A 12,871-nucleotide genomic window follows, 5' to 3' on the forward strand; every position below is an offset into this window, starting at 1 on the left:
AGGAGGTAGATTGATGCAACTAGAAACATTTCTACACCATTTGCATTTTTCCATTGATGAAATCATGCCCCAAGACAAGGAAATTAACTGGGCTGATGCCCCCCTTCCCTATAAACTATACCGTAATCTACCTGTCATTCCTCTTTCTCTAGAGGTACCGCTAACAYTGCGAGATCAAAATCTGTCTAAAGAACCCACTCTCGAGCAAATCGGACATTGTCTCTGGTATACATTTGGCCTAACTCAATTGTGCCAGCCTTCCCTCGGCTTAGAAGAACAAAATACAACAAATATATACCGAAGATTTATTCCTTCTGGAGGAGCTCTATATCCAAATGAATTATATTTGTATTTAAAAATGAATCATTGTCCACAGGGAATCTATCATTATGACGCAGCACATCATCGTCTCGTATTACTGCGTGAAGGAAATTTTGACTCTTATCTCACGGAGGCACTTGGAAATCGCTGCAATCTATCTGCTTGCTTCGGCACCGCCTTTGTATCAACAATGTTTTGGAAAAATTTCTTTAAATATAATAACTTTTCCTACCGTCTCCAAGGTCTAGATACTGGTGTCCTCATCGGCCAATTACTAGAAGTCTCTAAACAATTCGGCTATACATCTGGTGTATATTTTCAATTTCTTGATAGAGCCATTAATCATTTACTCGGACTATCGGAGCAAGAAGAAAGTGTGTATGCAGTTATCCCATTATCTAACCACCCTGTAGAAGAATGGTTTCATCCAAATAATACATGCGCAAACGTTACTTCTTATGAACTCTCACAGCAGCTTCCCGTTTTAAAGCATGAACACTTCGTTCGATCAAAGAACTTTACTGATCACCCTATAATAACAACAATGAATGCAGCATCTATGCTAGATTCAACTGAACAATTTCGAACTGTGACAGAAGAGGCAACTGTTCCACATCACACACAAACTTTGACACTCCCCAGAGTAGAACGATTATCATACGATTTCGCAACAGCTTGTCAAAAACGTTATTCACCTGATTTAGATTTTGTCTTAAGGAAAATAAGCGATACGCAACTAGCTACTTTACTTCAAGAAGCAACTCTTTCCTTTCCTTATCAAAATGATTTAGACGGAACACATATAAAGACAAAATCACGTGTCTCACTATACGGATGCTTTTATAACGTAGACGGTTTGCCAAATGGTGCCTATTCCTACGACAGTAATGCTCATACATTAGAAAAAATTCAATTAGGAGATCTCCGCTATCCTTTACAATCCGGTATGACAATGGACAATGTAAATCTCTTTCAAGTACCACTCTGTTTACATGTAATAGGAAATAAAGATTATTTAAAAAACGATTTAGGTTATAGAGGATATCGAATTCAACAAATGGAAGCTGGAATGCTCGTCCAAAAACTCGTCTTAGCAGCCTCAGCTATGGATATGGGAGGTCACCCGCTCTTAGGATTTGATGCAAACTTATGTGACAAACTGTATGAAACTGATACAAAAAGAAAAACGACCCTTATTCAAATTCCAGTTGGTCCCTATCGCCATCGCACTTGGTTAAAAGGATATTTGCATAGCTAAAAACACGCCCTGCGCTTAGTACACTGTGCTAGCAAAGGGCGTGTTTTTGAAGGGATTTTATATAAATCCATTTTGATTTTTCAACATGTAAATTGCTGCTACGAAGAACAAAAGGTACCTTACACTCGCTTTCTCCCTCTGTTTTCACTTGGCATAGGGCAGGAAAAGGATTTGACCGCTTCTATGCATGGATGGATGCTCTCTCCTACCTAAAAAGAAGGGGTTTTGTCGTTTTTAATTTGGATTTATATAAGACCTGCTTTCACTACTAAATTACTTTAAAGATACTCTTAATCTGTCTTGCAAACAACCAATTCTTCGTTCCGCAGTTATCATTTAAACTATCTAGCATAATAGAATTTCCATTAGAGAACTGCAACTCTAATGTTGTATTTTTATCATTTGTTTTTAGGCTTATATCTGTAATATTCTCATACTTTAATTTTTCAACTTTAATATACTCTTCTTGCACCTGACCAATGACAACATGATCTTGGAAAAAGAAGAACACTTCCGCTTTTTTTCCAAAGCAAAATACATTTTTCGGGTAAATTAAAGTAGCGTTATCAATCGCAATGCATAGCTCTTTTATTTCTTGGACAATTTCTCCAAAGTCCTCCTCATGTCTTGCGTTTGACTCCGCAATCCACTCTTCTACTGTTCTCATATTTATTGCCATTTCTTATCCCCCAGCATCATTCATTACTATCTTGTCTCTATCATATTTTTATGTATGAAAAAATAAGTACTATATGAAAATATAATAGATACGTACTACATTTTTCAAGGACAAATATGATTTTATATATTTTTTTATAATTCGGTGTTTTCGAAATAAAAAATAGTACTTCTATAAGAAGTACTATTCCGCTCGCCGCGCTGCTTGTTGAACTGGATCCCAAACACTGTTATATGGCGGTGCATAACTTAAATCGACATCTTCTAAATCATGAATGCTCATTTTATGAAAGAGCGCCATTGCAATAACATCGATTCGTTTATCCACGCCTTCTTCTCCGATAACTTGTCCGCCTAATAGTTGTTTTGTATCAGAACGATACAACAATTTCACATAAAGTGCTGTTGCATTTGGATAATATCCAGCCATACTTGTTGTATCTACTTTCACTGTTTTATATGGTATTTTCAATCCACTTGCTTCTTTTTCACTTAAACCCGTTCTCGCTAAAGTGAGTCCCATAAATTTAATAATGCTCGTACCGAGAGTGCCTTTAAATGCTCTTCGTTTATCAACCATATTCAATCCTGCAAGACGCCCTTGCTTATTTGCAGTTGTACCGATTGGAATATGATCATGCGTTTCTTTTATGATGTGATAATGCGTTGCACAATCTCMTGCTGCATAGATATCTTCCACATTCGTTTGCATATAAGCATTTACTTCTATAGCCCCTTTTTTGTTCGTGCGAATCGCTGTTCCGTTAACAAACTCTGTGTTTGGCTGCACGCCAACTGATACTAGAACGAGATCCGTTTTATACGTTCCTTTATCTGTTTCAACAAATTCAACTTTCTCTTTCCCCTTAAATACTTTTACATTTTCATTTATTAAAATTTCAATATTATATTTTGCTGCTTCTTCATGTATATATGCTGCCATATCAGCATCATAAATTGTGCCAACATGTTCATTTCGCTCAATCATTCGCACCTTTTTCCCAAGCTCTACAAATGTTTCAGCCATTTCAAGGCCAATTGCCCCGCCGCCAATAATTGTTACTTGCTCAACATTCTGTTCCTGTAACGTCTCCAATATTCTATGAGCATCCGGAATTGTTTTTAAAAGATGGACACCTTGCAGGTTGTTTCCTTCCCAGTCCGGCATAACAGGTCTAACTCCTGTCGCAATTAGCAAGCGATCATATTTATATTGAAATGCCTCGTTTTCACTTGTATGTATACCATGCACAATTTTGTTTTCAGTATCAATTTTCGTTACTTCATGGTATGTTTTCGCATCAATTCCATACTTATCACGAAATGTGCTAATGTCTCGTGCAATTAATTTTTTAGTAGAAGCAATTATACCGCTAATAACGTACGGAAGTCCACACTGCGCATATGAATATATTTCACCTTTTTCTAACGTTACAACTTTTGCTTCTTTATCATTTCTAATAATTTGCATTGCTGCACTCATGCCAGCTGCATCTCCGCCAATGATTACATAGTTCACTAAACCACTCCTTTGTACAGTCTCTATCGTTTACATTCTCCAGATTCACTGTAAATAAATCCTTTTTTCTATAAGTAGCTTATACAAAGTATATGTTTTCTCCATCTTGTTTACAAATAAAACCATTCCGTCCAAACATAACAACGCATACCTTTGTATATACATTTTGATTTTCCAACATATAAGTCGCGGCTATGCATACAAAAAGAGCCTTGCACTCATTTTCTCCCTTTGTTTTCACTTGGCATGGGGCTCAAAAAGGATCTGACCGCTTCTATGCTTGGCCCGACGCTCTCTCCCACCTAAAAAGAATGGTTTTCTGTCAGTTTTTCAATTTGTATTCATATATTTTTAAACACCCTTTGAACACTATAGGTAAAGCGTCGTGTCCCATAAACCTAATTATTAATATGCTATAACAATCGCAATGGAAAGTAGGTGAAAAGAATCAATGTGCAGTAATTTTCTTATCTCTACTCCTGCTGAACCAAAAGTTGTCCAATCACTTGAACAGGAATTCAGTATTAGTGCAACACTTTACGGTGCACAGACTTGGTCGGCTGATAGCGATACCTTTTTTCAAGAAATTTGGAAATCTACCCTATTTGCATCCACCTCTCAGCCTGACGATGCTGTCTATCCACTTGGTATTCTAAAGATTATCAACCTCTCTTACGACACAATAACAGTTGTAACATCAAAAAAATTAAACAGTAGACTGGAGATTACAGTTCCACCGAATTCGGAAGCCATACTTTCTTCCAGTTCTTTATCCGATGTCCAGGCTAGTACAACTGGCAGAGCAAGTAGAGTCAACTTTCTCTTTCATATCTTTTTTTCTCGCGAACCAGCTAGAACTTCCCTCATGCCATTACAGAAATAACAAAAAGGTAATCTTCCCTTTAAATTCTTCTATATTTTTCAACCAGAATAAGGTAATCATTACCATGACACATAAAAGGATTTGTAACATGAAATGCAAACACATAAAGTGAAACTTTAATCAGTGGGGGTTTTCTTCATCCACCACTGATTATTAGCCCTCACCAATCGGGCTTTTACGGGCAGTTAGTCCCACCTATCTTCCTCGTTTCTTCCTAAATCTTGAGGTGGGGGTCTTACTGCCCGCGAATAGCGGGATAAATAAAAAAGGTACACCACCATGATCGTTGATGTACCTTTCATCTCTACAACATAAAAAGTGATAATGCCTACTCCTTTGACTTTATAAGCTCAACATTATACGTCTCCACATCATTCAACTCTCCTGTATAATATGGATTTTCACGATACCACGACTGCTTTAAAAAGTATGATTGTATATCTTTCGTTTGAAAAACATGCCCATGCCGAGCATATATTTCATTTCTCGCGATCCGCAATTGTTCTTTTGTTAGGGACTGCAGCTCTACACTTGTTAACTTACGAATATGACTATCAGGAAAGAAAAATCCGTTATATACATATTTTGTTGTCACAGTTGATGGAGAAGAAGATGTTTCTTGTTTTTCAGGCTTCTTCTGAAACGAAAGTGTATAATATTGACTTGTCGATATATTTTCCACCTTTGTTTGTTCTTTTCCATTTGCACCTTCTTTTTCTAAATAAATAGAGACGCTTCCATCTGTAGCTACTGGTCCCCACTTAAATTCTTCCCCCACCAATGTCGTAATCGATTTCTGATTGGCATATAATGTTGCTCCCGCTACATTTGTTTGAATGGTAATGTAGTGACCTTTTAACGATAAGTCAACTGTTACATTATTTTGATTTTGTTTCATAAGTACAACCTTTTCTTCACGCGCTAGCTTCACATAATCATTTTTAAACTCTGATTGAAACGTTTGAATACCTGGGAAAAATGGTCCATATTGCTTTTCAAACATTTTATCAGTTGTCTTATCTAAATCTTTTCCATTTATTTTTAACAATGCATCTTTTTCATTCGTAAGGAGCGTTGCATAATAGGTTTTTGCTTTCAATTTATATCGATCAAATAGAAAGAGGTATTTTCCATCCTTCGTTAATACAAAATCTACTTTTTCTACATCATTTTGCTTCTTCTTTTGCTGTTGTATAGAAGCTTTTAAATCATTAACATAGGACGGATATTCTTTTATATACGAAAACAACGGTCTTACACTCTCTTTATCTACTACAAATTGCGGGTCATCTGTTGTAACAATATCAATTAGTTTTTCCGTATCTCTGTCTTGTAAAATCGTAACCATTCTATCAATTTGTGCTTGTGCAGAATAATACTTTGTTCCATACAGATATGCTCCGCCAAAACCAACAATAAAAAGAATGACAACCCCAGTCCATATTTTCTTCCCCTTGCTTATTTTCTTTCGTATCTGTGGTTCCTTTTCGTTCCCTACTCGCCGATGCTCATCCCTTCTAGCCCCACACCTTTGACAAAATCCCACGCCATCCATTAACTGTGAACCACATTTTGCACAAACGTTCATCCATTCCTCCACCTTTTCATTAGAAGTTTGTTAAACCTCCAGTTAAGGTATCAAGTATTGTTTTTATATAAGACCAAAGCACAATCCAGCTCGCAATTGAAATCAAAATATTTGCGATAATAAGTGTATATACTGGATCTAATCCACCTCTGTCTAACTTTAATATTGAAACAATTGTGCAAACACTCATACATATCACAGCAAGGCTTATAAATAACGGTAGTAGAAAAATTAATAAAAAACTAAATAAGAGTGCAATAACAAGGACAGCGACAGCTGGTGTCGATACTGTCCCCCACCCCCCTAGCGTTTCTAAAAAAGAAAAAGATGATTTCATGAGTTTTCCACTTACAAAAATGATAAATCCAATAAAAAGAAATAAAATTAAGAAATAGAAAAAGACTTTAACAGATTCTCCAAAAAAAGAAGGGGTTGCTTCAGGTGCAAATCCAGCGCCTCCTATAATACCCGTTGCAATTAATGCAGTCGCACTCATCATCCGATAAAACATACAAGCAAATAAAAAACAAATGAGAACAAGACTTGTAATCCCATTCCTTACCTCAATATGTCCACTTTTCATAATTGCGGCCGGAGATTTTAATGCATTCTTAAAAAACTGAAAATATCCACTCGCAAATTGTTTCGCCTGCTCTACCGTTTCATTCGAACGATTCTCCTGGACAGGTGCTGGTTGGGACAACTGCTGTTCCCCTTGTTCTGCATGATGTTCTACAACTTGCTCTGTAAGTGAATGCCCACAATTACCACAAAATTTCGCTTCACTTGTATGCTCAGCTTTGCACTCTGGACATGTCATCCTATCATCTCCCTTGCATGTATCTTCAAGCCGTTACAGATTCAATATATGTACGAGGAGAGGAAACATGACTACAAGAAAAAGTTATATATTCTATACTTTTCCACCATATATATTCTGGTAATCTGCTAACAAAATGTTATTATAAAAAATACCGAAAACCTAAATTGATAAAGTGAAACTTTAATTAGTGGGGGTTTTCTTCATTCCCCACTGATTATTAGTTGAACGCATCGGGCTTTTACGGGATAAAATAAATAGATTGGACGAAAATTATGGAACTAGCATACTCAATTTTTCATATACTCCTTACAAGTTTGATACAATTATTTTCTTTAATCGGTATCATCATTTTGGTTGGTTTTGTATTAGGTTATTTAGAATCTCTTACACGAACATATTGGATGAGAGCTTTTGGTAGAAAAGGTTTCCTTTTAACAGCGTGGATTGGTGTTCCTATTCATGAATTTGGGCACGCTTTTATGTGTTTATTATTCAGGCATCAGATTATAGCAATCCAACTGTTCCCAACCAATACAAATAACGGCTATTTGGGGTATGTAAGGCACCAATATAATCAAAGAAGTATATATCAAAGAATAGGGAATTTTTTCATCGGAATTGCTCCTATTTTTTCAGGAATGATTACATTAGTAATCTCTATGTATTATTTCGTACCACAGTCTTATTCCTTATTTATAAATGCTCTTAAAACAAATGCTCAAGCTGCTTCTATCAATATCGACACGCTGCAAAATATTTTCTTATCATCCATACTTTTATTAAAAAGCCTTTTTACAGTTAGCAACTTATTTAATCCTTTGTTTTGGCTTTTTCTTTTCATCGCAATTTGTATCTCTACACATATTGCCTTGAGCAAACCAGATATAGAGGGCTCATTAGATGGAATCATCACTATGTTCCTTCTCCTATTTCTGTTTAATAGCATAGCAAGGCTTTTTCATTATGACAGTAATCAGCTAATAGGAAATGTAGTGAAATACAATACGTACTTACTCGCTTTCTCTAGCATAGCCATACTATTTTCATGTATCGCTGTATTCATCAGCTTTATTTGCTACAAAATTAAAACAGCTAGTTCGAAATGAACTAGCTGTTTTAATTAATTCTTCGTCTTATAATTGCAATGCTCCACAGGAACACGTGCATGTCCCTCTTCATCCGTACACCAAGACTGCGATTGAAACGCAAGAAAAATTCCTGCCCATTGCTGCTTTTTCTCAAAGTGGATTAATATCCCACCGTCTTGCCATGTACCATCATCATTCTTCCATTTCTCCACATTTCCTTGATTCATATGAATATCATGTATGCCGTTACCAGGTTTAAAATGAAAATATCGATCAGGCGCATTATCTTCCGGTCCCCATCGTTCTCCAAACGCATAAATAATTGCCTTTTCCTCTATTGCTCGTTTTATATAGTGTTCCATTTTTTCATTTAAATCATTATCCTGTCCTGACTTTTCAGGTGGCAGAGGGATCATCTCCTTCGAATCGAATAATTGTCCTCGCACATAATCTAACGCAATTCTCGGCTCATTATTTTTTATTTCCGTAAAACCAAATGGTAATGTCGGTAAAATTGTAATTGCTTCCGATCTAATATTTTCACTTGCAAAATATAAAACTTCTGATGGATAACTTTGTGATTTTACATTGATTGCGATCCGATACTCTACTTCAGCCTCCCCTTGCAAATGAACTTGATAATGAGGTGTCTTCCCTTTTCCAATCATAGATTGTAGTGCTGTACCTTTTAGGACTCCGTAGTTTTTTAAGGGCATGGGATCATCTCCTATTCATTGACTTAAAGCTCTTACTACTTTACAAATTACCCTAAAGCAAAAGAAAATCCTTCTAGAATAGAGGATTTTCTTTCAAACTTCTCATTGTAATACATACCACCCGGCAACCTCCACCACCACAATCAACACCGCTCCAAAAATCATAAGCGTTGTCTTCTTTAACAATTCATTCTCACGATACAGGATATTACATAAATAGGCCCCGAGTGTAATCCGTGATGGGCAAGCAATTGTCGCTACAGAAGAAGCTGTATTTTGAAGGGTTGTAACATATTGCCACGGAAGTCCTACATTCTGCGCTGTCTGCATTTGTAGTTTAATAAACATCGCATTTGATCCTGCGTTACTTCCCGTCAGAAAGCCACCAATTCCACCGATGAAAGGTGCTACAAAGACAAATAATGTTCCAAATGTTTGCCCTGCTGCGTCCGCTAATAATGTGTGCATACCCGCTGCACCCATTAATTCTGAAATCGCAATAAACATTGTCGTTGTAATTGCAAACGGTACCCATTGTTTGATCGTTTGAGATAAAGATTGTTTTATTATAGTAGATGGAATTCGAAAGAAAATGATGGCAAATAAACACGTAACACCAAGCCAAAAACCTGGTGAATACAATAGTTCTAGTTTGTAAGAATATGATGGTAAGTCGAGAACTGCATAAGATTGTAGCGTATGATGTAGAGACGGAATGAGACGAGATAGTAAGATACAAACCGTTAAAAATAAATAAGGACTTATAATTTTTAAAATAGAGGCTTCTCGTTCTACAGTTGCCGCATGTTCTGATAACATCTCCTTCCCTTGCCTCATTGTTATTTTAATGATAAGAAAGCCAAATGTAATTGTTACAATCGAACTTAAAATCCCAGCTAGTTCAACACTTACGTATGCATTAGAAAGATAGATTGATATAGAAAATAAGAGAAAAAAACCGAACCCTTCCTTCCATTTTCCCTTCACTGCTTGCCAGCCGCCAACTACATACAAAGAAAGTATGACAAAGTATGCGAATATCGGAATACTTAATAATGCTGTACGAGATCCTAAGTTTACTAATGGCATGTTGATAAGCTGTGATCCAATAATCGTTCCTGTTGCCATTGCTCCCCAGGAACTCGCCAATAAACCGATAAACGATAATAAAACTGCTTGAAATGGCTTATAACCTAGCGAGAGAAAAATAGGAGCCGCTACCATAAAACCAATTCCAAATCCGCTCACTGATTCGATAAGTGGACAAATCCCAAAACACATCAAGAGCATTTGTAATAATCGATCATGTGTAACTTGTTCCATAAATCGCGCGACTTGATTGATATACCCCATTTTGTTCATCAGGTGAAATAAAAAAATACCAAAAAACAAAACATAGCCTACAATAAAACAAATTAGTCCGCCCTTAAATGTCGCATGCATCACCTCACCTATTTGCAAGCGAAATATCGGTGTTAGTAAAACGATTCCACCGCATACAATATAGGAAATTAACGATGCTTTAAGTGATGTTTGCTTAAATACAAATAAACAAATAAAAATCATCATAATCGGAATAAGGGCTAACAATACAGCCATACCATCATCTCGTTTCTTATAAGATACAATTGTAACTATTATATAACAGTTGACGGAATATTCAATTCATTTTACAGCAGTTTTTTACTATTCTTTATCAAGTAAATGATCGAAAAAACGATACACTACAAGAAATACTATATTTCTCAAAAGGGGTTTTAGATATGAACAAAGAACAATTTTGGCAGCTGATTTCAGAAATGAATCAAAGAGAGGAAACGAGCGAATCGAATGAAGAGTATGTTTGCGTATGAGAAGATGACAAATGCAATTCTCAGTCGTGCAGATAAAATGGGCGTGGCTGTCTTTCAAGTGAATCCCGCCTACACTTCGATTGCAGGGAAAATGAAGTATATGCGGAAATTCGGTATCTCTATTCATCAATCCGCAGCTTTCACGATTGGACGCCGAGGGTTAGGATATAAAGAGAAAGTGCCCCAGGTGCTGCAGTCTTATATTCCAAAGAAAGAGGCGCACCACTGGAGCCATTGGCATCAATTAAACAATCGATTGGATATTCGTACGCCTCATTTCTATCAGTTATATGATGTGAATCAACCGAAAGAAGGGTTACAAATCGAGCGATTAGACTTATTTGAAAGTGAGAAGAAAAAACTAGCAAAATGATTTACATAAAGAAAAAAGAGCACCTTGTCACAGTCTCTTACGCTTATTACCAGAGCAGATAACAAGTCTAGGAACTGGATGCATGACAAGGTGTTCTACGCCTCGATATAAGAACAAAGTAGCTGTACCTATTTTGTTTTCCTAGGAAGACCGAATGGGTCGTCTCAGGGACACTACGGAACTTCTATATCGTTGTATCCTCTTTGTTGAACGAGGGGAACTGTTTTTGCTAGGGCCGAAACAGGAGAATCCCCCACCTCAAAGCTCGTGTAGAGGTAGGTGGAGGTAGTTCAATGTGCCACGGCTTGTTTGTTTTTTTTCATAGTTCTCATGGATTCTGCTACTTTAACCATCATGGAACATTCTACTCTCTTACGGAAGATGTCACAGCTAAAATCGTAGATTCCATTGATGGAGCCGGTTGCGTGCAATGCGTTGGCAGGGCAACCACCACTGCAGTAAAGTTTCGCCCAGCAGTCCTGACATTCTGGCTTCGAGTAGCAACTGCTCTCTTTAAATTGACATTGCATCTCTTGTTTTGTAATCCCATCCCAAATGTTTCCCATACTGTATTCGTTATCCCCGATGAACTGGTGGCAAGGGAAGAACTCGCCCCATGGTGTGACAGCGAAATATTCGGTTCCTGAGCCGCAGCCAGAAATTCTCTTTTGGATGCAAGGACCTTCTGAGAGGTCAAGCATGTAATGGTAGAAAGTGAATCCATTACCTTCTTCCTCACGCTTTAGCATTTCCTTGGCGAGAATTTCGTACTGGTTATAAATATCTGGAAGGTCCTTTTCGGTGAGTGCATATGGTTCCCGCGGATTACAAATGACCGGTTCCATCGAGAGCTTGTCAAAACCAAGATCTGCGATATGAAAAATGTCATTGGTGAAGTCAACGTTGTTATGAGTATAAGTTCCACGCACATAGTATTCTTTATCTCCACGCTTTTTGACGAATTCTTGGAACTTCGGAACGATATAATCATAGCTCCCCTTTCCAGTTACTGTTTTACGAAGGTGATCGTGGACTTCTTTTCTTCCATCAAGACTCAATACGACATTGTACATTTCTTTATTCAAAAAATCAGTGATTTCATCGTTTAGCAACATGCCATTTGTAGTAAAGGTAAAGCGAAACGTTTTTTTGTACTCTTTTTCTTTACTTCTTGCGTAAGCGACAATCCGTTTTACAACTTTCCAGGCCATGAGCGGCTCTCCCCCGAAGAAGTCGATGTCGAGATTTCGGTGATGACCGGAGTTTTCCAATAGGTAATCGATAGCTCTTTTGCCAACTTCATAACTCATAATCGCTCTGCTTCCATTGTATTTTCCTTGGCTGGCGAAGCAGTATTCGCATGATAAGTTACATGTATGTGCAACATTGAGGCAGAGGGCCTTTACATAAGTTTGGCGATTTCTTAAATCAATTGAGAGACTCTTATATTCATCCTCAGCAAAGAGTTTCCCATCATTTTTTAGCTCTTCGATATCTGCAATGGTTTCTCGAATGTCCTTCTCAGAGATATCGGAATCATGTACGTATTTTTCTAGCATCATTGTTATGATTTCTTCTGCAACAGTAGTCTCATAAAGCGTGATGATTTCATAAGCGAGGTCGTCAACAACATGTACTGATCCACTGTAGGTATCGAGTACGATGTTGTATCCGTTTAATTTATATTGATGAATCATATTTAATAATCAAACTCCTTTTATCTATAAAGTAAAGCTTCCGTTAATGGGGCTTTTACTTCTTGTTCATGCGG

General features: G+C 37.1%; 11 protein-coding genes. 4 read left to right on the plus strand and 7 right to left on the minus strand.

What is annotated here, in order from left to right:
* Positions 1–13 precede the first annotated feature (13 nt).
* Positions 14–1,579, plus strand: coding sequence for a SagB family peptide dehydrogenase (locus AC1DIT_RS03845; RefSeq protein ID WP_016113849.1), 1,566 nt, complete (start codon positions 14–16; stop codon positions 1,577–1,579).
* Between the two features lie 268 nt (positions 1,580–1,847).
* Here AC1DIT_RS03845 and AC1DIT_RS03850 read toward each other — a convergent pair whose 3' ends face one another.
* Together AC1DIT_RS03850 and AC1DIT_RS03855 are read right to left on the minus strand one after the other, a co-directional pair.
* Complete coding sequence (locus AC1DIT_RS03850) at positions 1,848–2,258, minus strand: DUF3908 family protein (RefSeq protein ID WP_016113848.1); 411 nt, start codon at positions 2,256–2,258, stop codon at positions 1,848–1,850.
* Between the two features lie 183 nt (positions 2,259–2,441).
* Entirely contained in the window at positions 2,442–3,776 is a 1,335-nt protein-coding gene (locus AC1DIT_RS03855) for an FAD-dependent oxidoreductase (RefSeq protein WP_476998069.1), read from the minus strand.
* Positions 3,777–4,227: 451 nt separating this feature from the next.
* Between AC1DIT_RS03855 and AC1DIT_RS03860 the strand changes: the two genes are divergently transcribed.
* A complete protein-coding gene (locus tag AC1DIT_RS03860; RefSeq protein ID WP_016113846.1) occupies positions 4,228–4,659 on the plus strand; it encodes a hypothetical protein in 432 nt (143 codons plus the stop codon).
* Between the two features lie 328 nt (positions 4,660–4,987).
* On the opposite strand, the gene AC1DIT_RS03865 is transcribed toward AC1DIT_RS03860, so the two are convergent.
* Together AC1DIT_RS03865 and AC1DIT_RS03870 are read right to left on the minus strand one after the other, a co-directional pair.
* The gene (locus AC1DIT_RS03865) at positions 4,988–6,247 is read right to left on the minus strand and encodes a TcaA 3rd/4th domain-containing protein (RefSeq protein WP_016113845.1); all 1,260 of its coding nucleotides are present in this window, start codon (positions 6,245–6,247) and stop codon (positions 4,988–4,990) included.
* A gap of 19 nt (positions 6,248–6,266) precedes the next feature.
* A complete protein-coding gene (locus AC1DIT_RS03870; protein WP_016113844.1) occupies positions 6,267–7,067 on the minus strand; it encodes a zinc ribbon domain-containing protein in 801 nt (266 codons plus the stop codon).
* 275 nt (positions 7,068–7,342) lie between these two features.
* Here AC1DIT_RS03870 and AC1DIT_RS03875 point away from each other — a divergent pair, with 275 nt between their 5' ends.
* Positions 7,343–8,176, plus strand: a complete 834-nt coding sequence (locus tag AC1DIT_RS03875; RefSeq protein WP_016113843.1) for a hypothetical protein — start codon at positions 7,343–7,345, stop codon at positions 8,174–8,176.
* Positions 8,177–8,190: 14 nt separating this feature from the next.
* Here the strand turns inward: AC1DIT_RS03875 and AC1DIT_RS03880 are convergent, their stop codons facing one another.
* Together AC1DIT_RS03880 and AC1DIT_RS03885 are read right to left on the minus strand one after the other, a co-directional pair.
* Positions 8,191–8,874 (minus strand): DUF2278 family protein, encoded by a 684-nt coding sequence (locus tag AC1DIT_RS03880; protein WP_016113842.1) that lies wholly within the window; start codon positions 8,872–8,874, stop codon positions 8,191–8,193.
* A 102-nt stretch (positions 8,875–8,976) separates the two neighbouring features.
* Positions 8,977–10,473 carry an L-lactate permease gene (locus AC1DIT_RS03885; RefSeq protein ID WP_016113841.1) on the minus strand — a complete coding sequence of 499 codons (1,497 nt, stop codon included), beginning with the start codon at positions 10,471–10,473 and terminating at the stop codon, positions 8,977–8,979.
* 231 nt (positions 10,474–10,704) lie between these two features.
* On the opposite strand from AC1DIT_RS03885, the gene AC1DIT_RS03890 reads away from it, so the two are divergent.
* A complete protein-coding gene (locus tag AC1DIT_RS03890; protein ID WP_016113840.1) occupies positions 10,705–11,100 on the plus strand; it encodes a hypothetical protein in 396 nt (131 codons plus the stop codon).
* 290 nt (positions 11,101–11,390) lie between these two features.
* On the opposite strand, the gene scfB is transcribed toward AC1DIT_RS03890, so the two are convergent.
* On the minus strand, positions 11,391–12,797 hold the full coding sequence (scfB, locus tag AC1DIT_RS03895) for a thioether cross-link-forming SCIFF peptide maturase (protein WP_016113839.1): 1,407 nt from the start codon (positions 12,795–12,797) through the stop codon (positions 11,391–11,393).
* Positions 12,798–12,871 lie beyond the last annotated feature (74 nt).

The organism is Bacillus sp. 05T22, from assembly GCF_056396765.1.

Excerpts from the sequence above, each read along its gene's own strand:
- AC1DIT_RS03850 (WP_016113848.1), bottom strand. The coding sequence starts at position 2,258 with ATGGCAATAAATATGAGAACAGTAGAAGAGTGGATTGCGGAGTCAAAC.
- AC1DIT_RS03860 (WP_016113846.1), top strand. The coding sequence starts at position 4,228 with ATGTGCAGTAATTTTCTTATCTCTACTCCTGCTGAACCAAAAGTTGTC.
- AC1DIT_RS03865 (WP_016113845.1), bottom strand. The coding sequence starts at position 6,247 with ATGAACGTTTGTGCAAAATGTGGTTCACAGTTAATGGATGGCGTGGGA.
- AC1DIT_RS03870 (WP_016113844.1), bottom strand. The coding sequence starts at position 7,067 with ATGACATGTCCAGAGTGCAAAGCTGAGCATACAAGTGAAGCGAAATTT.
- AC1DIT_RS03875 (WP_016113843.1), top strand. The coding sequence starts at position 7,343 with ATGGAACTAGCATACTCAATTTTTCATATACTCCTTACAAGTTTGATA.
- AC1DIT_RS03880 (WP_016113842.1), bottom strand. The coding sequence starts at position 8,874 with ATGCCCTTAAAAAACTACGGAGTCCTAAAAGGTACAGCACTACAATCT.
- AC1DIT_RS03885 (WP_016113841.1), bottom strand. The coding sequence starts at position 10,473 with ATGGCTGTATTGTTAGCCCTTATTCCGATTATGATGATTTTTATTTGT.
- AC1DIT_RS03890 (WP_016113840.1), top strand. The coding sequence starts at position 10,705 with ATGAAGAGTATGTTTGCGTATGAGAAGATGACAAATGCAATTCTCAGT.
- scfB (WP_016113839.1), bottom strand. The coding sequence starts at position 12,797 with ATGATTCATCAATATAAATTAAACGGATACAACATCGTACTCGATACC.